General features: G+C 60.4%; 16 protein-coding genes and 2 pseudogenes. 10 read left to right on the forward strand and 8 right to left on the reverse strand.

The window, feature by feature from the left end:
- Positions 1–19 precede the first annotated feature (19 nt).
- Together H162_RS0122800 and H162_RS0122805 are read right to left on the reverse strand one after the other, a co-directional pair.
- Positions 20–3,337, reverse strand: a complete 3,318-nt coding sequence (locus H162_RS0122800; RefSeq protein ID WP_026354967.1) for an STY4851/ECs_5259 family protein — start codon at positions 3,335–3,337, stop codon at positions 20–22.
- Positions 3,338–3,464: 127 nt separating this feature from the next.
- Positions 3,465–4,235, reverse strand: coding sequence for a hypothetical protein (locus tag H162_RS0122805; protein WP_020655809.1), 771 nt, complete (start codon positions 4,233–4,235; stop codon positions 3,465–3,467).
- A gap of 494 nt (positions 4,236–4,729) precedes the next feature.
- On the opposite strand from H162_RS0122805, the gene H162_RS0122810 reads away from it, so the two are divergent.
- The 8 genes from H162_RS0122810 to H162_RS0122845 all read left to right on the forward strand — a co-directional run bounded on the left by H162_RS0122810 (position 4,730) and on the right by H162_RS0122845 (position 18,257).
- A complete protein-coding gene (locus H162_RS0122810; RefSeq protein WP_020655810.1) occupies positions 4,730–6,241 on the forward strand; it encodes a sigma-54-dependent Fis family transcriptional regulator in 1,512 nt (503 codons plus the stop codon).
- Between the two features lie 158 nt (positions 6,242–6,399).
- Entirely contained in the window at positions 6,400–7,200 is an 801-nt protein-coding gene (locus tag H162_RS0122815) for a vWA domain-containing protein (RefSeq protein ID WP_229452207.1), read from the forward strand.
- Complete coding sequence (locus H162_RS0122820) at positions 7,200–7,898, forward strand: PP2C family serine/threonine-protein phosphatase (RefSeq protein WP_020655812.1); 699 nt, start codon at positions 7,200–7,202, stop codon at positions 7,896–7,898. Before H162_RS0122815 ends, H162_RS0122820 begins: the two co-directional genes overlap by 1 nt.
- Positions 7,899–9,263: a protein kinase domain-containing protein gene (locus H162_RS0122825; RefSeq protein WP_020655813.1), complete on the forward strand. Its 1,365-nt coding sequence runs from the start codon at positions 7,899–7,901 to the stop codon at positions 9,261–9,263.
- 4 nt (positions 9,264–9,267) lie between these two features.
- Positions 9,268–12,561 carry a DEAD/DEAH box helicase gene (locus H162_RS0122830; protein WP_020655814.1) on the forward strand — a complete coding sequence of 1,098 codons (3,294 nt, stop codon included), beginning with the start codon at positions 9,268–9,270 and terminating at the stop codon, positions 12,559–12,561.
- On the forward strand, positions 12,545–14,014 hold the full coding sequence (locus H162_RS0122835) for a hypothetical protein (protein WP_020655815.1): 1,470 nt from the start codon (positions 12,545–12,547) through the stop codon (positions 14,012–14,014). Before H162_RS0122830 ends, H162_RS0122835 begins: the two co-directional genes overlap by 17 nt.
- Positions 14,014–16,449: an AAA family ATPase gene (locus tag H162_RS31660; RefSeq protein ID WP_020655816.1), complete on the forward strand. Its 2,436-nt coding sequence runs from the start codon at positions 14,014–14,016 to the stop codon at positions 16,447–16,449. Before H162_RS0122835 ends, H162_RS31660 begins: the two co-directional genes overlap by 1 nt.
- The gene (locus tag H162_RS0122845) at positions 16,446–18,257 is read left to right on the forward strand and encodes a hypothetical protein (RefSeq protein WP_020655817.1); all 1,812 of its coding nucleotides are present in this window, start codon (positions 16,446–16,448) and stop codon (positions 18,255–18,257) included. Before H162_RS31660 ends, H162_RS0122845 begins: the two co-directional genes overlap by 4 nt.
- Positions 18,258–18,272: 15 nt before the next feature.
- Here H162_RS0122845 and H162_RS0122850 read toward each other — a convergent pair whose 3' ends face one another.
- Both H162_RS0122850 and H162_RS0122855 read right to left on the reverse strand, forming a co-directional pair.
- Positions 18,273–19,274: a GTPase gene (locus H162_RS0122850; protein WP_020655818.1), complete on the reverse strand. Its 1,002-nt coding sequence runs from the start codon at positions 19,272–19,274 to the stop codon at positions 18,273–18,275.
- 55 nt (positions 19,275–19,329) lie between these two features.
- The gene (locus H162_RS0122855) at positions 19,330–19,641 is read right to left on the reverse strand and encodes a hypothetical protein (protein ID WP_020655819.1); all 312 of its coding nucleotides are present in this window, start codon (positions 19,639–19,641) and stop codon (positions 19,330–19,332) included.
- Between the two features lie 893 nt (positions 19,642–20,534).
- Here H162_RS0122855 and H162_RS34415 point away from each other — a divergent pair.
- Positions 20,535–20,690, forward strand: a complete 156-nt coding sequence (locus H162_RS34415) for a hypothetical protein (protein ID WP_020655820.1) — start codon at positions 20,535–20,537, stop codon at positions 20,688–20,690.
- 642 nt (positions 20,691–21,332) lie between these two features.
- On the opposite strand, the pseudogene H162_RS35775 reads toward H162_RS34415, so the two are convergent.
- From H162_RS35775 to H162_RS0122875, 4 genes and pseudogenes are all read right to left on the reverse strand, one after another.
- Positions 21,333–21,476 (reverse strand): annotated as a pseudogene (locus H162_RS35775) (cell division protein FtsZ); the annotation flags it as partial.
- A gap of 498 nt (positions 21,477–21,974) precedes the next feature.
- Positions 21,975–23,204 (reverse strand): annotated as a pseudogene (locus tag H162_RS35365) (VIT domain-containing protein); the annotation flags it as partial.
- The gene (locus tag H162_RS0122870; RefSeq protein WP_020655821.1) at positions 23,201–23,641 is read right to left on the reverse strand and encodes a helix-turn-helix domain-containing protein; all 441 of its coding nucleotides are present in this window, start codon (positions 23,639–23,641) and stop codon (positions 23,201–23,203) included. The pseudogene H162_RS35365 and the gene H162_RS0122870, both read right to left, overlap by 4 nt.
- 581 nt (positions 23,642–24,222) lie before the next feature.
- Positions 24,223–25,245: an IS110 family RNA-guided transposase gene (locus H162_RS0122875; protein WP_020655822.1), complete on the reverse strand. Its 1,023-nt coding sequence runs from the start codon at positions 25,243–25,245 to the stop codon at positions 24,223–24,225.
- A 509-nt stretch (positions 25,246–25,754) separates the two neighbouring features.
- On the opposite strand from H162_RS0122875, the gene H162_RS33495 reads away from it, so the two are divergent.
- The coding region (locus H162_RS33495; RefSeq protein ID WP_156885762.1) for a transposase at positions 25,755–25,951 on the forward strand (197 nt) is incomplete at its 3' end.

Below are 25,951 nucleotides of genomic sequence, written 5' to 3' on the forward strand. Positions count from 1 at the left end.
GTTTTTCTTTCGTAGGGCATTAGCCACGCGACAACAAATAGCTGACGAACAGTGCATACACGGGGTCGTACCACAGCGCCCTGTCGAAATCGGCAAGACGTTTCAGCGCGAACTTCTGCGCACCGCTGTCCTGTACCAGCTCGTCAAGGGTGGCTTTGCCGGCGGTCACGTGCGCCATGAAGATCGGCAGGTAGCAGACCGCATCGGAGAAGCTGGCGGTGGACAAGTGTGTGACGACGCTTGGCAACAGTTTCTGGCGCTGCCTCACCCAGGCGGCCAGATCCTCGCCCAATTGCATCGGCCAATCCCTGTTCGCGCAATGAGTTTGGCGCAAGGTCTGATACCAGCCGGGCAGGACAAAGTCGACCGGGGCCGGTGGCAGGCGCCGTGGGTTTCCTGAGTCGAGATAGGCGGTGAACTCGTCAAACTTCGGCGCAAGCGACCCGAATACTGCGCGCCGGTGCTCCAGTGCCAGGGCAACATAGTTTTCCGCCAGCCCGGCGCGCGCGAGCCAGGTGCGGAATCGTTCGTGGATACCGAGCCACAGGGGCAACGGAACGCATTCCCAGATGACAGCAAGCTCATCCCGGATCCGTTCGCAAAACGCACGATCCAGTTCTAGCCGGAACACGGCGGCCGCCAGGGCTTCATGGTTATTCGCCAGCGCAATCCAAGCGTGGAACGTTGACAATGGCAGGTGCGCGACATGTTCGCGAAGGTCGGCCAGATATTGCCAGTTCGAATGGCTGAAGTCGCGCGCCATTGCCGCGATCTGCGCGTCCATGACGTGTGGGGCGCGTGCCGGGTGGTAAAGCCGCGCTGCCTCATGCAGAGACTGCACTGGCTCGGCGGCCGGTTCCGCGTCGGCAGGCGCAGGCTCGAACACGCGGGGGCGGAACAGCACCGGGGACGTGCTGTCAGGGAAGAGCAGCCATGGACCGTCCTTCTGCATTTCGTCAGGTACCTCGAAGTGACCGGTACCGACGCCTTCGCTAAGGCGTTCCGATAGCATCACTTTGGGCTGGCTCGGCGCCGCCAGGAGCATCGCCGACATCTTAGCGGAGGCCAGCTCGCGTTGCGAGCCCTCTGGCACGACCACGAAGCTGCCATCCTCGGCCCTAGCCAGTCCGGCATCATAGCGGCAAATGTCCAGCACTAACAGGCGCTGCTTGCCCATCAGGGTCAGTCTGACATAAGCATCCTGGTCGCTGACGACAGCGAGCATCTCGGCAATGTCGTGCTGATAGTTGAACAAATTCAAGGTCAGCGGCGCTTCGCCGGCCTGCAAGCGATGGCAACGCCAGGGACGCTGCTGTAGACATGAGCTGAAGAGTTCGAGCTGGAGTTCAAACAATTGTCCGCCTTCCCGGCCCGAAAAAAGCACCACGCTTGCGCCCAACAGGTCGTCAAGCACAAGCGTGCCTGGGTCACCCGTATGACCGGCAGCGTCGATGAAGGTGGCTCCCTGGTAGGGATAGGGCAGTCGCAATTCGATTCCGCCCGCGTGGGCCGGGTGTTGCAACTCGAGCAGCAGGGTCTTTGGGGGCTGGCTGGCATCCGCTTCGAGGCTAAGTGTAATCGTGTCTGTCCCCCGCAACGCGCTTGCCTTCACTGCTGCATTCAACACTCTCGGTACGATCGGCCCGGGATTGAGCAGCACGACGCGCGCGCTCACGCCGGGACGCAGCGTAATTTCGAACTCGCCCGGAACCACGCCGAAGCGGCGGCGCAACAGGGTTTCGCCAGCCGGGCCCTTGACGCTGTAACGCACCGGCCCGAACCGCTCGTGCATCGGCACGGACGGTAGTGGGCGGCTATCGATGAATTCGCGTAGCTCTGCTCGGGCGATGGGGTAGTCGTGTGGCACCTCTAGGCGCGGCCAGCCGGCATACACGAGGCCGGGGACGGATTCATACGGCAGGCATCGGCCCTTCAAGGTCAGTTGAGGGCTGGCGGCCGCATCGCAATTAAGTCGAATGTCGAACACGTCGGTACCGCTTACGCAGCGCAAGCCGGTCCGGCTTTCGATCCAGTACGCGCCATCGGCCTCGTCTGCGATATGCCGCCCCGCCTCCCCGGGGGCGGTAGTGCCGTTCGGGACCCGCACGCGTACTTCCTGCGCCGCAAGGGAACACGATGCGGTGGCGACTAGTTGCCAGCCATCGTCCACCGGCGCGAAGACGAGAGGCAGCTCGTCGAACTCGACCACATCGCCCTCAAAAGTGAAACTGTGGACTGGCACACCTGCTTCCAGCAGGCAGAGGTTGAGCGGCGAAGCCGGATCGCGGCGCTCGACACTGAATCGCGTGCGTGGGAACCGAACGGCCCAGCCGCTCCCCTTGGGCTGCGCATAGACTGCCCCAGCCCTCGCCAATAGCCGCCCGCCTTCGAAAAAGGCCAGTTCGAGCCGGGTGTTGCGCAACGGTTCCCCACTGGGGTAGAACTCGGCGATTTCTGGCACAACCAGTTCGGTCGATAAGCCCCAATGTGGCGGGTCGCCACGCAGATAATGGGTGCAGCTAAATGCGAACGCCCGGGCGACTTCCTCCGCTCGCTCCTGGCGGCGCTGTTCGGCGTCCCTTAGCCAGTCGTTCAACAGGCGTCGGCCATTTGCCTCGTCGAGCGGGATCGGAAAATGCGAGCGCCAGCCTCGGTTTTTCTGGTCTAGAAATGACGAGGGATCGGTCTGGCCGTGCAGCGGAAAGTTTTCTGCCAAATACATCAGCTGCTGTACGATGCCGGCCAGGAGCTGGCGAGTTTCCAGATTCTGAAACACTTGCGGCAGGGCGTGCTCCGCGCCGCCCATCAGGTCGATAACGCTGCGCCGCTCGGCCGCAGCACGGTAGTAGTTGCGCAGGCCGGCTTGGATTGCTTTTCCAAAACCATGCGTCTCGTTTTGAAGCAGTAACCAGGGCAAACCCCCTTCTGCGAAGAGCGAGCCTAGCAGGTCGCGTCCATGTCCGCGGTGGCGGATCGGGCGTTCCCAAAAGCCCTCGAGGCCGAGTTCCGTGAGTTCGGCGTGCTGGGGAGCGTTAAATTCGACATGTGGTCCGATGCGCCTTTCGAAGGTCGCCCATGTCCAGCTGAAGGCGCGGGCATCGTATTCCCGACGGTAGCATTCGGCAACGAACAGGCAAAACACCGCCGCCCAAGACACTTTTCTACCCAAGGTCAGGGAATCGCGTCTGCACTCATTCAGGCAAATCAGCATTTGCTCATATTCTGACTGCGTGACTCGGTAGGCATGCAACGGCCGGCCGTCCGGCCTGGTGAGCCCACGGCTTGCTAAGAACCGAGCCAGCCAGGTTTTGATACTTGTGACTTCAGAACGTTGCATTTTTGTATTTCTGTCGTTTTTGAAATGACATTGGCCGTATCAAGTGCGTTTTTGCGCATCCCGATATAAATGACATCTGGTAACTATACAGCTATTACTCTGCTAATTGAATGAAGGAAATGGTCTGTTAGGGTGCAGGCAGCAACGCTATCCGGCGAACCAACAATTCGCGTGCCGCGAGGAGCTTGCAGGCATTTGTTTTTGGCGAAACGCGACCTGGTTGCTTCAACCCTAGGAAGCAGTGGATTCGCTCGATGTTGGCAGGCGACGGGTGAGGGAGGCTTGGCAGGATCCGTTCGCGCGCAAGCACCCCTTGCTCGGCGAGGAAATCGAGTGCTGCTGCCACTTTCGCGCCGAGCGGAAGAAATACCGCTTGGTCAAGGCAAGCGATTTCCGCCACAAAGTGGTCGTAAATGTGCTGCCGCAGGATCGGATTGCGCAGCATCGAAGGTGTGCCGTTATAATTCTTTCCTTTGCGAAACACTGCGTGACGCAACACGGAGGTCGTGTGCACAAGTTCATGCGAGCCCGCAAACAGCTCTGCGGCACTTGTAATGCGCAGCCAGCGTTGGATGCCCACGTCATCCAGCAATGCCACTAAATGCCGTCGCAAATCGCCACTGAACGCGCCAGTCTGTTTGGATGCGACAAGGGCCTGCTCAGCCGCCGCGCCCGATGCGAGCTGCGAGCGCGCGGCAGCCAGGCCGTTGATCAATTGCGTCTCGCCGGGAGTTATGCCAACCAGCACTAGCTTTGCCGACCTGTTGATGTGATCAAAAGGGGTGTACCACGCCTCCAAGTCGCCTTTTTTAAAAATGCATAGGCGTAGCGGCAACTGGTTGCGGGAAGACAGGCCGGCAGGCAACGTAGCAATGTCGGCAGCGAATTTCGAAAACAAGGTTCCGGAGCCAAGGTGCGGCAATGTAGCTGCCCGCACGGTGTGGGCTCGGCTAACGTCATTCGGCCACGTACGTGGGTATTCAGTGTTTGGCGCTGATGGCAAAAAATGCATAAGTCGTCCTTACGGTAGTTAGATAAGCTTTGTTAGAGCAACTTATGTGCCAACCTGCTTTTGTGAAGGACTCCAATTCAAATCCTTGAAATCCCTGGGATGGTCGAGCAATTTCCAGGAGCGACAGCGAATGGGTGATAAATATTTTTATGTTCACATAAAAATATTTGTGGGAGTGGCATCGGCGTCAGTCGTTGGCGCGACAGCCACTCAAGCTGCTAGCTTTGCTCGTTCCAAGCTCGGTCGTGTTGCGTAATGGCCGAAGCTATACGTAATTCGGATGTACCGTTTACGCAATAATTACCTGAAGTAGCTAAAAAGCACTGGGCGTTTTGTTTGCGCAAGCGTAAGATTGCTTAGAATAAAGCAATCATACACATATGAAAAAGTGGCTTATCTCATGGGTGGGGGAAACCGACCACCGCGCGGCCGAAGGACAGTTAGCACGGGGTGTTGGTCCCATTGCCGCAGCGCTCCAAAGTGAACATTTCGACGCTGTCCGCTTGCTGACGAACTACCCCCACGAACGCAGCAGTCAGTACTGTGCGTGGCTACGGAACTTGACCTCGCATCCGAATATCGAACTCACCGATATCACGCTTGCTAGTCCCATCGATCACGCAGCCATTTACCGCGAAGTCACCGCACAGTTAGCCCACGTCCAAGAACAGCACGGCCCCGTCCACCGAACCTTTCACCTGTCCCCCGGCACACCAGCCATGGCCACCATCTGGGTGCTGTTGGCAAAGAGCCGCTTCCCTGCGCGCCTGATCCAAACGCATACCGACGGCAGAGTGTTAGATGCAAACGTCGACTTCGACCTCGCCAGCGACTTTCTCCCCGAATATTTACAGCGCAGCGATGCGCGGGTAAACCGCGTTGTCGATCTACCGTATAGCGTCCCCAAAGAATTCGCCGGCATCGTCCATGAAAGCAAGGTGATGCAGACGCAGATCGCGCGGGCAAAGCGGATCGCCGTCCACAATTTACCTGTCTTGATCCTCGGTGAAACCGGTACCGGCAAAGAGTTGTTTGCTGAGGCAATCCACGAAGCCAGTGGCCGCAAAGGCAAATTCATCCCGGTCAACTGCGGTGCGGTGTCCAGTGAGCTGATCAATTCCGAACTGTTCGGCCACAAAGCCGGCGCTTTTACGGGCGCGAACAAAGACCGCAGAGGCCATTTCCGTGAAGCCGAGGGCGGCACCCTGTTCCTCGACGAGATCGGCGACCTGCCGCTCGACGCCCAAGTCGGCCTGTTACGCGCGCTCCAACAAAAGCAAATCGTTCCACTCGGCCAATCGACACCGCTGCCGGTCGACGTGCGCATCATCGCCGCGACCCACCGCGACCTACAAGCCGATGTCATCGACGGGACATTCCGCGAAGATCTGTTCCACCGCCTGGCTGTCGGCATCTTGCAGCTGCCACCACTACGTGAACGTGAGGGCGACGTGCAACTGCTCGCCGCCTACCTGATGGACCTGATCAACCGCGATAGTGCCTTGGCCCCCGAATGGCAGGAAAAATTTCTTTCTCCACACGCAAAAAAATTTCTGCAGTACTACCGCTGGCCCGGCAATATCCGCGAGCTGTATCACACCTTGACGCGCGCGGCGGTGTGGGGGCATCAAGCCGAGCTCTCGGTCGAAGACATCAAAGACAACCTCCTGGGACTCGGTAGCAGTCGCCCTGATCCGTCGCTCACACCGATTGCGCAAGGCATTGATTTGGATGCGTTTTTGCTCAACATCGAACGCCATTACCTACAAGAGGCTATGGAAACGGCGGGCGGGAAAAAGAAGAAAGCGGCGGCCCTGCTGGGGATCAGAAACTACCAAACGCTGGCGCATCGCCTAAAAAAACACGGGTTTACGGTGGAGGACGCTGACTGATGGGGCGGCTGGCACGCTTTTCGCAATACCTGTGTTACCTGCGCCCGCAACACAGCAGGAGCTGGTGCTCGATGCAGGCTCACCGTACTGGACGCAGATCTGAGCACGCTGACCACACCGATCGAGCACCTGACGAAACCTAACCCAAGGATCGCGCAATGGGCTTTGCCAAATATAACGAAGACATCGTCAGTCGTTACGTCAACGACACCAGAGATCGTGCGTCGCCAAGTGCGCCCAAAGAAATTCAACCTAATGCTGGCACCAAAGGAAAAAAACCAATGAGCGGACTCAAACAGTTCCAAATGAATACGGCACGCCCCCTACCCGTGGTCGTCTTGGCCGATGTGAGCGGCAGCATGGGCTCGGACGGAAAGATCGAGGCGCTCAATGCCGCGCTTAAGGAAATGGTCCAGTCGTTCGCCGAACAAAGCCGCCTGCGCGCCGAGATTCAGGTGACCCTGATTACCTTTGGCGAAGTCGCCCAGGAGCACCTACCCCTCACGCCCGCGAATCAAGTCGGCACTCTCACGCCGCTACGAGCCACGGGCCGGACCCCGATGGGGCAAGCGTTCGAACTTGCCACGGCCTTATTGGAAGACCGCGAGCGCATTCCATCGCGCGCCTATCGCCCGGTGTTGGTGCTGGTGTCGGACGGCCATCCGACCGACGATTGGCAAGAACCATTCGCACGCTTACAAAGCGCCGAGCGCGCCCAAAAGGCGGTGCGCTACGCGATGGCGATCGGCGCCGATGCCGACCAAGCGATGCTGGCGGGTTTCGCCAACGACCCCGAAGCGCCCCTCTTTAAAGCCCACAATGTGCGCGATATCCAGCGCTTCTTCCGCGCCGTCACCATGAGCGTCGCCGTCAAAACCCAAAGCCCGGTCCCGGACCAAGCGACCCCGTTCGTCATTCCAGACGCACCGGACGACGACCCACTGGACATCGAATTTTGATGCGTTTTGCCGTCGCCAGAAGCAGCGTGCGTGGCCCCGCCCACGTTGACCAGCAGCTGCCTAACCAAGATGCCGTGCTATTGCGCGGGCAGCGTGGCGGGTGGGTGGCTGCGGTCTGCGATGGACTGGGCTCCGCTAAGCAAAGCGATATCGGTTCAAAGACCGCCGCGCTGGCAGTCCGCCAGGTATTAAAAGGTGTCGACAAGGCTGATGCCAGCCTGATCAATGCGAACATCCACGCCCGCTGGCGTGACCAGACCGCCACTTATCGGGCCAGGGATGTTGCCACTACGTGCCTGTGGCTATCGGTCCAACCCGACGGCAACGCGGCCTTCGGACAACTGGGTGACGGACTGATCCTGTTTCGCCAAGGCGGACGCTTTTACCAGCTGACGCCACCACGTCAAGGCTACGGCAACCAAACCCAGGCTTTATATGACACGCATGCCCCCGCCCAGTGGCAGCAAGCGACTTGCACCCTCTCGCAGCCCGGGGACGGCGTCGTGCTAATGACGGACGGGATCTCCGACGACCTCGTGCCGGACGCGCTCGATGGCTTTTATCAAGCCATGTTCAACAATGTGCGAGCGCGAAGCCGGCGCAATGCCCAGCGCTGGCTAGATCGCGAGCTCGAGCAATGGTCGACCCCGATGCACGGGGACGACAAATCACTGGTCGCAATTTTTAAAACAAGCTAGATGAACAATGCCGATACCAACTTACGCCAGGTGACCGACAATTTGGGCCACACCTATCTCCTGACGAGTAAGCTCGGCCAAGGAGGGCAGGGCAGCGTCTGGCGCACCGACCAAGCGCAAGTGCTGATCAAACAGCTCACTGCGCAAGGGAGCGAACAGCATCAGCGTGCGATCGAACACCTGTCGTGGTTGATGCGCCAAGAGCTCGACAGCCTGCACATTGCTAAACCTCTGGCCCTACTGAAGGCGCCCGACGCCGGCTACGTGATGGAGTTGATGGAGGGCCTCACCGCGCTCACCGGATTGCTCGAGCAAGTCGCCGACGAAGGCGTCGAAGGTTTTTTACATAGCGGCGGGCTGGCCCGCCGCCTGGCCCTACTCAAGCAACTGGCGACCACGCTGGCGCTGTTGCACGCGCGCGGCATGATGTTCGGTGACATCTCTCCGGACAATATCTACGTCTCTTCGAAGGTCGAGCACGCCGAACTGTGGCTAATCGACTGCGATAACATCAGTTTCGAAGCGAGCCCCTGTCGCGCACTCTACACGCCCGACTACGGCGCCCCTGAACTGGTCGCGGGGCGCGCCGATTTTTCGACCCGCACCGATGTCTGGAGCTTTGCCGTTCTCGCCTTCCAACTCTTGACCGGGAACCACCCCTTTAAAGGCGATCTCGTCAACGATGGCGAGCCTGACCTCGAAGAGCAAGCGCTGGCCGGCGCACTACCTTGGATCGGCCATGCGCACGACACCCGCAACGCCAGTTCGCACGGGATGCCGCTCTCCATGAGCGCAACCGGCAAGCTGGCGCTGCTGTTCTCGCGCTGCTTCGAAGCCGGCTTGACCGATCCTCTCGCCCGTCCTTCGATGGCAGAGTGGCTCGAAGCTTTAGTGGAGGCCTCGGAGCGCTCGATTCACTGCACCGCCTGCACCAGCACTTACCTGCTGAACCCCACCAAAACCTGTCCGTTTTGTGACCACGTACTCGAGCCGGAGCACGTGCTGTTCAGCGAGTACCAATTTATCCCGCCCGAGCAACTGCCTGACTGGCATCCACGCAGCACCGCCGATAGTTGGCACAGGACCGGGCGCGTCGTGCTACTGCAAGCGGAGCAAGCGTTGACACTGCGACGCAGCATCCCCTCGATGTGGGCCAGCGAATCGTTGGCGCCACTGGCCCAGGTCACGCTGGCCGACGACAAGCTGACCTTCACGCCGCTGGACGTGCCGCTGACCTTGCAGCGCGCCGCTCAGGTCGTACACCTCGCTAAGCCGATCTCGCTCGAACGACAAGGGGGGCCCGACTATATCCTGCATGTCGGTAAGCTCGATGCGCCGCACATGGCTTGGCGTTTCCAATGGTGACGCGATGAACTTGCATGACTCTCCGCTGCTGGCGAGCGACATCGTCACCCTCGAGTGCCCGGAAGGCCAAGAGGGACTAGAGCCAAACCAAGAGGCTGGATTTTTCCTGGAGGGCGATCAATGGTTTATGCGCCAGAACACGGTCGTCAAACCGGTTCGACCTGGCAAAGATAAACACTTATTTGAGGGGCTCGCCAGGCGCAGGGAGACGCTTTGGCTGTTGACCCGCGCCACTGCCAAACAAGTTTTCATGGGCTTCCTGGCCCCGAGTGACCGACTGGACGCCGCCATCAAGATCGGTGTCGATGCATTCGTCGCAGAATTTTTATATGAAAAGCGAGAAATTGCGGAAGCGACCGTAGCCCAGGCCTGCGCGTGGCTCACCAACGAATTCCTGATCGAGACCACGCCGCGTAAACTGATCGTTGCGCGCTTTACCACCGGCGCGACGGCCGACTTCCAGGTGCTTGGCCGACTATGGCGTGCGGATGTGCAACCAGTCGACGGCAAGGGTTACCTGATCCGGCGCTTAGCGCCGCGCCCGGCGCAAGCCTCGCGCCTGACCTTACTGGAGGGGTACAGCGAATTCGTTGATGCCAGCGCAGCAGCCCAGCTCGAAGACCCGCAGCAAAAAGCAATGCTCGAGGCCGCCTTACAGAACAACACCGCCTACCTCGAGTTGTGGAAGCTGTATAACGACTTGTCTTGGAAGCGTGCACAGGAAGAGGCCAGCCGCCTAGGTGTGCTGTCCTACCAAGCCTGCGAAGGCCGGGAGTACAAGGGCGGGAACGCATGGCGCCTGATCCCGAAGAACTGCGAAAGCCTGCAAACATTTAAGGAACGCTGGGCGCAGTTGGAAATCGCCGATGCCACCCAGGTCGAAGTCACCGAAAGCGCGCCGGATTGGACCGTCGACTTGCCCGATGCGACAGCGCAAGCGCGTGCAGTGCGCGGGCGCCTCGTGTTCGAAGCCGATAGCGTTCTGGTGGTCCCCGACGAACGACGCAAGGGCGACGCCCCTCCGCATTCCGGCTATGTGTATTACTCGCTGGCGGGCGATCGCACGGTCGGCAAGCGTCGCGAAGAGGCCAAGCGCGCGATCGATAGCGGCAGGCGCCTGCCCCAGTTGCGGTATCTGCTGGAAGGCGTTTCCGTGCCCGTCGAGCGGCACCGAAAACTCGATGACGTCACCCCCTATGCGCAAGAAACCTTCAAAGGTGGCAAACCTACCGATCGCCAGCGCGATGCGCTGCGTGTCGCACTCAATACGCCAGACGTCGCCCTAATCATCGGGCCACCTGGTACTGGCAAGACCCAAGTCATCGCGGCCCTGCAGCGACGACTCGCCGAAGAAGGTGAAGGCCGCAGCCTGCGCGGCCAAGTCTTGATCAGCAGTTACCAGCATGACGCCGTCGATAACGCACTCAGCCGCAGCAACGTGTTCGGTTTGCCGCCAGTGCGCGTCGGTGGCCGCCAGGGTAGCGGCAAACTGAGCGTGCAGTTTGCGCATTGGGGTCAAGAGCGTGCGAACTACCTTGACGAGCGCGTCGACGAACTGGAGCGCAGCGAGCCCTTACTCAAGCAAATGAAACTGCTGCGTCATGAACTCCAATTGCTGCGTATCGCCAAGCTGGACGCGAGTGGGCGGGTGCAAGCCCTCACTAGGGTCGCCGCTTTGTTGGAGCAGGCAGCCGACAGCGGTGCCCGGATTCCATCTGAGCTCGAGTCAAGGTGGACCGAATACCTGGACACCCAACAGTCACGCGAAGTCGCCAGCGGCGATGCGAGCGACCGGCGCGCCGTCTTGCTGCGCGTGCGGGCGTTACGTGTCGACCCGATTGGCTTCGCCGATGATGGCGATTCGCAAGCGCATGCCTTGGCTCGTGCACTGTATCGAGAAAAGGTAGCGCTCAGCGAACCGCAACAGCAAGCCCTCGAGCGTGCGGCGGACGCCGACACACCGGAACCGGCCCTACTCGCCGAATTACGGCAACTGCGAGATCACCTGCTGGACCGACTGCTACCCGACTACCGCCCACCGTCGATACGCAGCCGCCTCGATGATGAGGGCAGGGCGCTGCTCACCGAACTCGAGAATGCGCTCGAAAAAAAGATCAGCGCCAGCCGCAAAGGCATTGCGGGCGTCCTCACGCAGTTGAGCAATGCGTTGCGTTTCGACCCGTGGCAGGCGCAAAGTACGACCGAGGAATATGCGATGGTGGTCGGCGCGACCTGCCAGCAAGCAGCCGGCAACCAGATGAGTAGCCTCAAACAGGTGGCTGGACTCGAACACGCCTCGATCTCGTTTGACACCGTGGTGATCGACGAAGCAGCGCGCGCCAACCCCCTCGACTTGTTCGTCCCGATGGCGATGGCGGAGCGCCGCATCATCTTAGTCGGCGACGATCGCCAACTGCCCCACTTGCTCGAGCCCGACATCGAGCAAGAAGTCGCGCGTCAGAACGAGTTGGGCGACGTCGAACGCAAGGCCTTCGAAACGAGCCTGTTTGAGCGCCTGCGGGTGCAACTTCAGCGCCTAGAAAAAGAAGATTCGGTCCAGCGCGTAGTCATGCTCGACACGCAATTCCGCATGCATCCGGTGCTAGGCGACTTCATTAGTAAGCACTTTTACGAAAAGGTCGGCATGGAAGCCGTGAAGCCCGGCCGCGAAGCTGAGGTGTTCCGTCATACCTTAGAAGGCTATGAAAACAAAGTGTGCGCCTGGCTAAACGTCCCGGCTGATGCCGGCAACGAGCGCCGCGTCGGCACGAGCCGGATTCGTGCCGAAGAGGCCAGCCTGGTTGCGCAAGAGGTGGCGCGCTTGCTTGAGCAAGCCGACCAAGTGTCGATCGGCGTCATCACTTTCTATAGCGCCCAAGCACTCGAAATCATGCGTGAACTCGAGAAGTTGCGCATCATGGGCGCGACCCAGCACGGCTATGAGCCTGCCGAAGCCTACCGCATGACGCTAGACGGCGAAGAGCGCTTGCGAGTCGGGACCGTCGACGCATTTCAGGGCAAAGAGTTTGACGTAGTCTTGCTCTCGAACGTACGGACCAGCCGCAAAAGGTTCGACAACCAGGCGCTCGACCCCGAACAGCGCGAGGCCCAACGCAACGCGAGATATGGCTTCCTGCGCTTGCCGAACCGGATGAACGTGGCCATGAGCCGCCAGCGCAAGCTACTCATCGTCGCCGGTGACTTAGCGCTTGCCGAAGGACCGGAAGCAGAAGAAGCCGTCCCAGCGCTGGCGGCGTTCGCGACACTGTGCAGGGGGGAACATGGCTGCATTCGCTAAACGCCACCTGTTACTGCGCAAAAAACCGGCGCAGCATGGGGTCGCCCTGTTGTGGCCCGTGCACGCCTACCGCGTTCAATATGCAGAGGCGCAGGGCAAGACCTTGAACCTGTTCCAGCGCGCAGTGCTGGGCCTGGCACGCGCCGGTTGCCGCGAGCCGCTTGAGATGTCGACCTTACTGGGCTTGCACCAGCAAATGGTGCTGTTAATCCTGGCGCAGTGTAATAGCCACGCTTGGATCGATAGCCAAGGTAGACCTACCGAAAACGGCCTAGCCCTACTCGACGAAGAAGAGGACCGCAGCGTGGACCTGAAAGCGGGGGTGCTGTTTCGCGATGCGCTCAGCGGCGCCTTCTGGCCACGCATCGTCAGCATGGACGGGTTAAGCGAAATCGAGTCGGCCGCGCAGGCTGGCGAACTTCCGATGTTCCGGCTGAACCGTGCAGAAGGCGGAGAAATCAGGCCCCATGTGTTCGCCGCACACCAAGATCTGCCAGCGCCATTTGATACGCGCGACATCCAACAAGCTTATCGCGCTTATCGACTGGACTATTTCAACGCCCGCCAACTGTATGGACGCGCTGAGGTCGGCGCCGAAGTACGCGCGCAAGGGATCGAACTCATGCACGAACAGGCCGAGCCCATGTACGTGCTAACTTGGGTCACACCGGACCAGACAGGCGAGCGGTCGTGGCGTGTATGTGACCCGCTCGCCTTACGCCAGCAAGTGCCCTGGCTGGACGACACCTTCGACAGCCTACTCAGCCAGCCAAGACAACAACGGCTGGCCAGGCGTCTGGCAACCATGATAGGCAAGCCGCAGGCAGAGCAGCAGAACGTCAAGGAATGGATGCAGCAACTCGAGCAAGAACTCGACCTCGAACTGCTGACCGAGCATCCTTGGGCCGGCAGAGAAAAACTGATTGGGCGTTACTTCCGCGTCCTCAGTTGGCGCACGCGGGTGATGGAACAAGCGTTTGGACGGCACGAGCTCGAGAGTGCGCTGACGGACGCGCAAAAGCTGTGCGAGGCGGTGTGCCAGTGGATCGTGCGGCGCTACCCGGGCAAGACCGATCTCATTCCCAACGTCGGGTACCGGGACCGGGCGCTGAATGAGCGCCTGCTCGAAGCAACCGAACTACCGGCTCTGACGCCGGAGCTGATACGCAGGTTGGCGAGCCAGGATACCAAGAAGGTACGCGACGTGTTACGAGGCAGAAGTGAGTCGCTGAAGGCCATGTTGTTTGCGGCGCTCGTCACCACAATGGACGAGCCTGAGCACCCGTTCCGGCACCTAGCACCCGAGGCTTTAGCGTTTGACCGCCTCATCAAACTTGCTGATTTGCGCAATGAAGCAACCCATGCGAGCGGCAAGGAATTTCACATGACAGAAGTCGTCCAGGCAGCCAAGTTCGCCTTGCAATGGACGTCGCAACTGAAAGAATGGATGTAATGGCTAAGAAGAAACCACACCCAGCGATGCAGAAGGCCGGTCCCCCACAGCCCGCGCAAACGACAAACACGGCAAAGATGCCTCCGTTCATGGCAGCGCTCTTCAAGGGCGCCAAAGTCACGGAACAACCGGTGCCAGAAATCTTGGAAGACGTTGACGGGAGCTTCCTGGACGAGTTGGCGGCCGCGTTGGCGCCCGAGAAGGCCACCAAATTTACGGCTTGGCTTGAGCGCTTCTCGACCTTTTGTAAGGCGTTAGATAAGAAGAGCGAAACGCTGACGCAGGATCGTGCGGCGTGGCTCCTCGAAATCGAAGCCGACAAACAAGCGCTAGAGCGGCAGCGCAGCGAGCACGACCAGCAGCGTGAGCTGGCGACGGCCAAGCTGGAACAGGAGCGTGACCAGTTGCGCTTGCAACGCGAACACACCACCACCGAACAGCAAGCATTCCAAGAGCGTGAAGCGACCTTGATGCCGCGTCTAGAAGCGTTGACCAAGAAGCAGGCGGCCCTGCAAGAGCTGGAGTTGTCGCTGGAAGCACGCGAATTGGAGGCCCGCAACGGTTTCGTCGGCATCCGACAGCAAATGCTCGATGGCTTGAAAACGGAAATCCGCGCGTTAGAGGCGTCGCGCGAAGAATTGCTCAAGGCGATTGATCTGCACAAAGGGAGCTTGAACGGGGCGCAGCAAGCCCGGGAGGCCGAACTTGAGCAGCGCGACCTGACTTTGCAAGAAGAGACCGCCAAACTCGAACGGGCCAAGCAACGCCTGCAGCGTCAATCGAACGTACTGGAGCAGGAGCGGCGTCAGATCAGAGACGAAATGGATCACGCCCTCAAGGACGAGCGTGAACAGCATCGTAAGGAATTAGAACGGTTTGAAGCCCGTGAGGCGCGTTTGAACCAGAACCTGGACGCATTGCGCGGCGAGGCCGACGGCTTACGGGCGCTGCGCGCCGCATTTGGCGAGCGCGACCCGCAGACGCTGCTCGATGAATTTCACGCGTTGCAGCGCCAAAATGAGGCACTGCGCAGCAACGGTGTGGCAGCGGAAGCGGAACATCTGGCACTGGAAAACCAGGGTATGCGCGAACAACTGTCGATTTTGCAGGGCAGAATCCGCGAGCTGACCCAAGAACATGAGCAAGCAAAAGCCGAACTCAGTCGCAAGCGCATGGGCGCCCTCGAACTCGAGACACTGTCGATGGAAAAGCGTGGTCTCGAAAAGCACAAGCAGTTGCTTGGCGCCGCGCTGGTCGACCTGGAAGCCCGCGTCGACAGCCTGACCGCGGCCAGCAAAACACAGTCGCCGTTCCCGCAACTGACGGTGATGGATGAGCATCCAGACTACCGTACCAAGGCTGCCCTTGAACCGGTGCCGGAAGACCTGACAGCGTTTGCCACCGAGTTACAGCAGCGGATCGCCGTCGTCGAACGCGGCACCAAGTTGTACTACCGGGTGGACGACATCCGCGCCCTGCTTGGTGGTCTGGCGATGAGCCAGCTCCACGTGTTTCAGGGGATTAGCGGTACCGGTAAAACCAGTTTGGCCAAGGCGTTTGCCAAGGCCATGGGTGGCTTTTGCACCGATATCGCCGTGCAGGCTGGATGGCGCGACCGCGACGATCTACTCGGGCACTACAACGCCTTCGAGAAGCGCTTTTATGAGAAGGACTGCCTGCAAGCCTTATATAAAGCGCAGACCGACGCCTACGAAGATCGCTGCAACGTGATTCTGCTGGACGAAATGAATCTGTCGCGGCCCGAACAATATTTTGCCGAGTTTCTTTCCGCACTCGAGAAGAACAACCCGAGTGAGCGGCTGATCACGCTTAGCGAACACGCTGTGGCGCAGGCGCCCAGCCTCTTGAAAGAGCAGCGCAAGATCCTGGTGCCAAAAAACGTGTGGTTCATCGGTACGGCAAACCACGACGAAACCACCAGCGAACTGGCCGATAAAACCTATGATCGCGCCCACGTGATGACCCTCCCGCGTCAAGAAGAAAAGTTCAAGACCGCGCGCATGGATGCCGTTCACTATTCCTACAGCTCGCTCCAAGACCGTTTTGATGCAGCGGAAAAACATCACGCGAAGGAGGTCGCCGAGCTGCTGGATCAACTAAAGCGGGACGCGCTAACGCCGCTCCTCGAGGAACAGTTCCAACTTGGTTGGGGCAACCGCTTCGAACGTCAAGCCAAGCGTTTTATCCCCGTTATGATGGCGTGTGGCGCCAGTAAGCAAGATGCACTCGACCATCTGCTGTCGACCCGGGTCATGCGCGCCGGTAAGGTCACCAAGCGCTATGACATTACGCTCGACACGCTCAACGCACTCGAGAGCGCGTTCGACAACTTCTGCACGGCGATTGGCGGCGACGCGCCCAAGTCCAGGAAACTGATCGACGAAGACCGCCGTCACAAGGAACAGATGGTATGAAGCTGTATGACCGGATCAGTGGTACGCCGTTAAATCGCCTTCCCGACCTGATCCATCCAGGGCGCTATGTATTGGAGCAGGCAGTCTCCTTCAACGGCCATACGCAACTGGCTAGCGGCGATCTGCTGAGCGATGATGGTAGCGAGCGTTGCGTACTAGACCAAGAGACAGCCCGTTTTTGCGGGTTCGATGCTGCATTGGGCGATGACACGGTTTTTCTCAGCCGCGTCCTCGACAGCATTGCGCGCACCGGCGGGCATGGTCAAGCCTTACCGTCGCCCTTGCTGCCGACCGCACTCATCAATGAAGAGAGCCATGCGAACGATTTGGAGCGGATGCTTGGCGACGTTTTGACGGCCGGGCACCTGCATACGATCTCGAAGCGTCCTCGCATCGACCTGCGCTATGACGAGACGGTGACCGACGTGTCACGGGCGCGACGCCTTACCAACAAGACGTATACCCACCTCGCCTCGCGCTCTGAATGTTGGCAAAGGCAGACGCTGCAAGGGATCCAACCGAAGCGCGTCCTCGCCAGGTTCAGTGAAGACGAATACGCGATCTACGAAAACGTCGTGTATGCCCGGTTACTGGATAAGCTCGAACATTATCTGACCGGACGGCTGCGCCGTCTCGACCGGCTCTGTCAGCGCCTAGAGCGATCCTTAGCGTTCTCGTCGAGTACGGATCTGAACCATCTTTTGTTCCAAGACATTTGCCTGTTGTGGGGAGAAACCTACCAGCCCGAAGCAACGGCTCAGCAACTCAAGACCACCAAGGACACGCGCAAGGCGATTGCGACGCAACTTAAGAGCCTGCAAGGCTTGCGACAAAGCGGCCTGTATCGACAGATCGCGCGTGAACGCCAGATTGGGCAGATTCTGCACCGGACCAATATCTTGATGCATGACCAGCACTATCGGCACGTGAGCGTACTGTGGGATGCGCTGCGCCAAACCATCCAGGCAACTTACCTGTCTCCAGCAGAGCGCTTACAAAGCAGCCAACAGCGCGAGGCCGACTACAGTGCCTATGTCGGACTCGTACTGCGCCACGCCCTACGTCGCTACGGCCTGGCGCACGACGATGAGGTGAGCTGGGCTGGTCATGTCCTCAGCGTGCGTCGTGACCGTTTGAATTGGGAGTTGCGCGTCGATGGCGAGCGCAAACTCGCTTTGGTGCCCTGGGCGTATCCAGATGCACTGTCCGCTGACATCCAGGTACCCGCAGGTTGCCGGCTGTGCTGGCCCGGCATCGAGTTGAACGACACATTGGACCACGCCGTCACTGGCCCAGCGCTGCGCCTGTCGCCGATGGATGTCTACGTGGTCGAGCACATGGGGCATCTGGTCGACCGCGTGCTTACCGAAGCGCTGTTGGACGACTATGCGGTCCCGATCAAGCCGCTACCCAAGATCGTCGCTGAGGAGGGGAAGAAAGTACGCGGGATCGTCGTGCAGGCATCGACCTTGCAGGTGTTATCGCCATTGGCGCCCGACGACGCCCTCACCATGCAAAGCCTGTTCGATCAGCACACGCGGCCAGAACTGGCGCAGGCCTTCAAGTGGCAGGCGCAACACGTGCAAGCGCTGCGTGAGTGCCCAGTATGCGGTGACACCGCTGCGCTCACGCCGCAAGAGAACGGCAGCTTTAGCTGCCACTGCCGGCGTGCCGGTTGCGGCACCAAACGCTTTTGGCGCCGGACCAACGAAGGGCATTGGATATATCAGCAGCTGCTTGGCGACGACCTGAACTTTCGAGTCAACGGCCGGCGCAGCATGGAATTCTCCATGCCGCGTCGAACCTGAACAACAAACGAGACGCTACAGAAGCCAGCCGAGCAGGGCGCCGCCGACCGCACCGATGGCGGCGCCGATCGCCTCGCCGCGTTTGCCGAAGACTTTACCAATCTTCGCGCCGACTGCAGCGCCAGTGGTCACGCCTTTGAGAATGCGGTCCCAAACCGTTTTCTTGACACGTTCTTGCTGCTCGGGGTCGAGATCGATGCGTGGTTTCGCACGTCCCGGCTCGGTTGTAGTAGCGCCAGCCGCAGGCTTGTCCGCCGCGGTGTCGCTAGCCGCAGGGTCGGCCGCCGCAGGGGCCTCGGCCCCCGTTTGCTGTGCGGACGGATCAATGCCGACGTCTTTCCTCATCGAATGCAGAAACGGCACGGTGGCGTCGTGTCGCAGTCGCGTCAACACCTGGGTAAATAGCTCACTCAGCCACGGTTTGCCGTTCGGTAGCTTTTCAGAGGTGTTCGATACTGCCAGGGCGGGAATGTAAGCTGCATGCAGCGGCGCATACGCCGCTATGGTCTCCCGCAGCAGGCCCGTACGCTCTTTGAAGTCGGCCTCGAACTCCTTCGCCTCGACCTTATCGGCCCGGGTGAAGACGAGCAAGGCGTTTTCCCATACCGACGCGCCCAAAGCCTCGGTGAGCATCTGAATCCCCCGACGTTCATCACTCGACACGCGCGTCGCATCGAGTTCGGTGATGAACAGCAGGCAATCGGCTTGCGCACTGGCTTCGCGGATCGCGGCGAGATAACGTTGATCGTTACCGACCTCAGGTAGATCGTCGCACAGCCCAGGCGTGTCGACGATATCGTAGTGAAGACCGCCGTGTTCATGTGGATAGCGCGCGACGCTTATCGTCGTCGGTCTGAACTTGCCAACCGGAGCGACCTGCGTGCCGAGCAGCGAATTGATGGTACTAGATTTGCCGACGCCAGTGCGCCCAGCCAGCAAGATAGTGATGCTCGTTTTCGCATCGAGCATGGCGTCGATGTGTTGTTGCGCGAGAACGAGGTTGTTTTGTTGGGTCATGGTGAGCCTTTAGTAAGGGTTGAACGGGAAATGAACGTCGGAATGCAAAAAAATGTCAGTAATGCGAGTGCTTGCGTTTGCGCGGGCGGATACTGCGGAGGTCTTGGTTGCGGTAGGTCGTGATGACCTGTCCTCCCGTGGACAACAGGACGTGGACGCCTTGTGCTCTACTGAGGTCGATCCCCCTGTCTTTGTACCGATCGACCTCTTTGCGTCCAACCACCATGAAGGTCGCCCCACGTGCATGGATTTTTCTGCCATACGTGGTCACCAGATCGATGGTCGGGAGCGAAATACTGCGCTGCTGAGAGCGCAGCGACGCATGGTGCGTCAATTGAAGGCTGGAAGAACGGTCAGTAATGGGCATCGTATATCTCCAAGGACATACAATGTATTAGCGATAACTGTGCCAGCCACGCATTCGAAAGAAATAGCTTTATTTTCAATAACTTAATAGCAGCAATACGGCGGTGTAATCACTGTTCGACGGAGAAGGAATTTTCCATTTCAAGAAATATTTTTGTTAGCTTCCTTTAAAAGGAAGGCGAGGCGGCGAGTGTCAAAGTAACGCACTAATGGCACTCAAAATTAGTCGGCCACCAGTCTTTGCAGGGGTAATGGCGCTAAAACCAGTCGCTGCCCTTGCACGGCCGTTCCCGCGATTCACCGGCGACGTCGCTTTGATGGAGCGACTACCGGCTGACGACGAGAGTCATTGGCTCCGGTGGGCACAGGTCACGCGCAACGAAGGTACACTGACCTGCGCTTACCGCCTGCCCCCCGGTTGCACGGCAATGGCGGAATGGCAAGACGGCCAGGACTGGTACCCGTTTCCGTCTGCCGCGAAACAAGGGAAACGATGGATCGCAACCCAATCGCTGGGACGGCCTGCAGTCCGAGAAAGTCAGGCTAGTTTACCCGGACGCGGATGGCGAACAGTTCGCGCTCCCGATCACCGACATCCGGCCCGAAAGGCCACTGCCAGCTGGCCTTGGGGATGATGTGGTGCACCTAGGGGAGGACATCGAACTGGAGCAATATGGCGGCCCACCTGTTCCCTCCGGCCCACCCCGCTCTCGCGGCAAAAAGGGTGAGAAGCGCGCAGCCAGCAGTGCCGATTAAGGCCTGTCCTGGCTGCTGGCGGCCCGTCGCTGGCGGCAGGTCGTCGATACATGGCGCGAGGAGATCGAATTCCAACTGCCAAGGTCCATCTGCCTCTAGGATTGCGTCTCGCTGCTGCGCTCGAGCGCCGCGCCGGGGATGAAGATCCACAAATTCTATAAGGACGTGACCTATGAAACGCTCAAGAATAAGGACTTCGCCGAGCGTGTGATGAAAGTCATTCCGCAATCTGTTCTGGAGGGTTCTCTGCTGCGTGAGGAAGTCGCTGCAAAAGCAGGGGCGGCAACGCTATAAGTGGTAACGCAAGCGTTGCGCAGTCGGGGAACGTGAGACCTCGCCGAGTTGACTGAGCCCGTGAAGTTGGTGTCCAACTTCACGGGTTTTTTTCTTCCATCAGGCCGCCAGGCCGTGGCCGGCCTCGCTTGCGGGACCAGCAGGGGCGCCTGTCGGCGTGGCCAGCACGGCCGGCGGCCATGCCTGCGACGTGATTCCGGCAAGTGCCGCCGCCATGCGTGCGACCAGTTGCGCGTCGGCCCCGGGCGGCAGGGCAGGGGCCGGCGCCTTGCGCTTCCAACTGGCGGGTTTGAATGCGGTCCGCCATGACGGCGCGGCTTCTTCCACCAGCGTATCGCGCATCTGCGGCCGGGCCATGCAGGCCATGAAGCTGACAACGACCACGTGCTCCGGCCAGGTCGTGCCGAAAGTGACGCACAGCCAGTCCACGACGGCCCGGTCGATGCCGGATGCCAGCATGTCGCCATAGGTCGTGTCCCACAAGGTGCGCGGCGTGGAGGCCAGCATCCCATGCAGTGCCAGCGGCGCTAGGCAGCCGCTGGCGCCGGCGCTGCCGCCGCCCTCTGCGCCCCACCACCATTCGGCCACCCGCTGCACGAGCGACTTCCCCCGGTAATGGCTGGGCATGCTGCAACGCAGGTCGTCACCGGCCTTACGCAGGAATGCGGGGATGTCGTAATCCTCGACGCCGTTGGCTTGCATTGCGCGGACCTGGTCCGATACCGACTCGCGCCGCCAGACGGCCACTTGTTTTGGAATGCCACTGCCGACGACCGACCCGGCGCCGCCCCAGCCCGCTGGCAGCATGTGCGCGACGCGTTGCAGCTCCGGCATGGCCTGCGCCTTGTCGCCGGCCCCGCGCTCGAGTGTCAGCAGGAAGTTGGTGTGCGCCGTCATCAGCCCGTAGTCGCAGGCAAACTGCGTGCGCTGCGCGGCGCCGAGCGGCGCGCCCTCCTCGTGCAGCCTGGCGTGGATGGCCATGCGGGCCAGGGCGCCGTCGTCGGGTGTCGCTGTCACGGCGGCCACGCCGATCTCGTGCTCGGCCCCTTCGCCGTCGCATCCGTACAGGCGCAGTTCGTCGCCGGTGGCTTCGCCTTCCACCAGTGCGTAAACGTGAACCGTGTCGCCGCTGAACACGGCGTCGGGCAGCGACGCCCAGCGCGCACTGTGCCCGCTGGTCCAGGCCAGGCGTAGATCGCCCAGGCGGGGCGAGCGAAGGCGCGCGAACATGCGCCGGATCGCCGGCTCCACGCCTTCGCCCGGCGCCACGAAATCGACCGCGCCGCCGGTGGCGCGCGCCAGCCGGCGCAAGTGGCCTTCCGAGGCGGCGCTGCCGATCGCGACGATGAACAGCCGGTGCCGGGCGCCGCGCGCCGCCTCGATCACGCTGTCGATTGCGTGGATGTGGCCATCGGTTACCAGCAGCACGTCGCTGGGCGCGGCACCGTCGAGGGCAAACGTGGAGGCGAGCGCCGCCTCCATCTCCGTCCCCCCGAGGTTTGCCTCCAGGTCGCCGATCCAGCGCGCCGCGCTCAGGCGCGTGACCTCGGTCGTCTTCCAGAGATGGTGGTTGCGGTGCTCGACGGTATCGCCGAAACGCGATAGCGAGAAGCGGTCGCCCTGGTCGAAGCCGGCGACCACGGCCTGCAGCGCCTTGCGCGACGCGGCAATGCTGTCGCCCGCCATCGAACCCGAACAATCAACGAGGATCTTGACGCGGATCGGCCGCGCGGCCGTGTCCGCGAAGCGCGGCCGGAACCCGGCGAGTACCGCCGCCTGGCCGGGCGCGACCGGGTCGGGCGCGGCAATCGCCATGGAGGAGCCGGCCAGTCCGGCCAGCGTGAGCACGAAATGGCGGTCGAGCGCGGCGTCCCCGGGCAGGGCGACGCTGATGCCGGTGCTGGCGGCGCGGGTGGCGATCTTATGACTTGGAGATGCCACCGTCGCCGCGGCGAATTCAGGGCCGAACTGCAGCGCCAGTGAGAACGGATACTGGACGAACAGGTCGTGCGTCGGCGCCTGGTGCGAGGCCAGGCCGGCGTCGCGCACCGGATCGCCATAACGCGGCGCGATAACGGTCGGGATGCACATGCGCAGGGCATCGCCCTCGAAGCGCAGCGCCTGGGCATAGCGCAGGGTGATTTCGCCGGTTTCGCCGGGACCGAGGTTACCGAAGTTCAGGCAATAGGAGCCGTCGTTCGCCCGCTCCAGCATGATGGCAGTGTCGCCCTCGGCAAGCGTGTCCTCGTAGCGTCCGCTTGCTTCTTGTTTTTCCACGACCTTGCCGGTGAGCTGGCGTTCGCCCAGGCGCACCGTCAGCGACAGCAGCACGGCGTCGGCGGGAAGCGGGAAGGTATAGACGAGCTCGATGTGCCTGGTGCCGGGATTGCGGAAGGTCTGCACGCTCGACACGTCGAGCAGCATGCCGGCTACTTGTCCGTCCACCCGCACGCCATCGAAGATGGCCTGGCCACCGTTGCGTGATTCGAGTCGTGCGCGAATGTTGTCGGTCATGCGGGTCCCCCTTCGTTTGGATGGCTCGTTTGTGCGATTTGCCCGTACAGCGCCAGGGCACCGGCCAGGAATTGCCTTAACTGCTCGGGCGACAGCCCGGCGCGCCCCGGCTCGACGACGACTTCGATGCCGTCGGCAACGAACAGGTGGCTGCAGACTTCGATCGACCCCGGAGTACGCGGGCGCGGCGGCAGCGGCGCCTCGGCGCCGTGAAGCAGTTCGCGGATGCGCTCGAGCGACAGCCCTGCCGCGGTCCATTTCTTGATCAGAAGGAGCTGCTCGAGATGGCGCGCGCCATAGCGCGCAGCGCGCGTTTCGCCTTGCGGGCGATCGACCAAACTGATCTGCACGTAGTAGCGGACCGTGCGCGGCGGCAGGTCGGCGAGGGCGCACAACTCGGTCAGGGTATGGACAGGATCGATATCTGGAATATTCATACAGTTAATTAAATCAGTAGTTGTGTATGAATGCAAGCATTCGGTGCTGTATGCCGTCGTGGGCTGTCATCAACTATTTCATAGAAATCGAGCTAGATCGCGCGGGAGACGTTAAGACGGCGGGCGTCAGATGCCTTCGTCAGCGCCATCAAATCGCGCTAGATATAGCGGGTGCTTGGAAGGCTGCGAACGTCGAAAAGGCGTGCGCTCAGGCATCAATGACCAGGGGGGGACGGAAACTGTTTTCGTCTTCAGGAAAATATCGTGGGAGTACGTGTCGCGTAAACTCGTACATGGACGCCCCCGGTTTGCCAAGCCCTCAATTCATGATGACGCCGAGGTAAAGATTGCACCCGTACATTCGGACTTTGTGTGCGGCTGCTTGCCGCTGTCCCTGATGGGATGTGCTGGTCAGCGCCTCAATCGACTTTGCGCACTTGGTGTGCCTCAAGCTTAACGGGCTTTGCTAACCACGGTCTCACCTGTTTGCCATCACTTCTTGATTGCCTGTGCAATCGGTGGAATCAACTGCCTGATGCTACTGTCTTGACTGTCTGCTTCAATTTGCTGAGCCGATCCGATTACGCGGCAACGTAATCGGATCGGAATTCCCGCTCGCGCGCCAACAACGCCCACACGATCCGGGCGTTCTTGTTGGCCAGCGCCACGGCCGCCACATTCTTGTTGCGCCGGCCAATCAGCCGATGCAACCATGCTTGCGCATCGCGCTTGCGCTCGGCACAGCGAATCACCGCCCGCGCCCCATGGATGAGTAAGGTACGCAAATACGTGTCGCCACGTTTGCTGATGCCCTGCAAATTCGTCTTGCCTCCGCTCGAATGCTGTTTCGGCACCAGCCCCAACCACGCCGCCAGCTGCCTCCCATTCGCAAAATTCTTCGCGTCGCCGATCGAGGCCACCAGCGCGCTGGCCGTGATCGGACCAATGCCGGGTATCTTCTCCAACTTGCGCGATAGTGCATTGCTACGGTGCCACGTCTGAATCTGGACTTCCAATTCGCCAACCTGCCGATCCAGTTCCTTCAGATGCCCCAGCAAGCGCTGCACCAGTTCCCGAAACGCCCCTGGCAATTCCTCGTTCGCTTCGTCCAGCAGCACCGGTACGCGCTGGTACAGGTACGCGATCCCTTGTGGCAGGATCAGTCCGAATTCACTCAACAAGCCGCGTATCTGGTTGGCTTGCGCCGTTCTCGCTTTCACCAATCCTTGTCGCACCCGGTGCAGCGCCAACACCGCCTGCTGTTCCACATTCTTGATCGGCACAAACCGCATGGTCGGCCGGGTCACCGCTTCGCAAATCGCCTCTGCATCGGCCGCATCGTGCTTGTTGGTCTTGACATACGGCTTGACGAACTGCGGCGCCATCAGCTTGACCGTATGGCCGAATCCTTGCAGCTTCCTTGCCCAGTAATGCGCGCTGCTGCACGCTTCCATCCCAATCAGGCACGACGGCAAATTGGCAAAGAACGCCGCCATCTGGTCGCGCTTGAGCTGCTTCTTGAGTATGGCCTCGCCGTGCGCATCCACGCCGTGGAGCTGGAATACATTCTTTGCCAGATCGATGCCAATTGTCGTAATCTTCATGGCGACGCCTCCCTCGCTTCAAGTGGTTGTTCGACACTTCCACTTTGGCACATTCGATGCCGTTACGGGTGGGGGCGTCCATCCCATTGACTTTGGTAATGCACGGCTTGCTGGCGTCGCGTTCACGAATGAATGCGAGCGCTTGTTTAAAAGCATGTTCATGCGGCAGACTTGCATTGACTTCGTGAGCACGGCCAGATCATGTGTGATCGAGCTGGCATTGGCGCTGCCACCATTCTGGCGCTTGCGCAGCGAGCACGTTGGTAACACTCGACTGATCGTGGCGTACTCGACTGCAGCCCTCACGTCGTTGTGGATCAAAACAGACTGCTCCCTGGCCGCTCGAATCTCAGGTGCGCAAGTGCACGACTCGCAGCTATTCGCACCGCTTGTCGAAGCGATTTCAGCTATTAAAGACCTTTTAGGTCGAGCTTGTCCCCCGGTGTCAGAATAGTTGTCGCGTCACCTGATGAAGTAAAACGATATCGGGGACGGGCAAGAGAGATCGTGTGAAGCAGTATTCAGCAGAACGGAAAGAAGCGCTGTTGCGGCAGATGATGCCGCCGCAGAACAGGCCGGTGTCGGAGCTGGCCCGCGAGAGCGGGATCACGGAGCAGACCCTTTATACTTGGCGCCGTCAACTTCGTAATCAAGGAACAGCGGTGCCAGGTAGTGGGAAAAATGCCGAGGAATGGACCTCGGAAGA

It is taken from the genome of Massilia niastensis DSM 21313 (assembly GCF_000382345.1).
Taxonomy (GTDB): Bacteria; Pseudomonadota; Gammaproteobacteria; order Burkholderiales; family Burkholderiaceae_D; genus Telluria; species Telluria niastensis.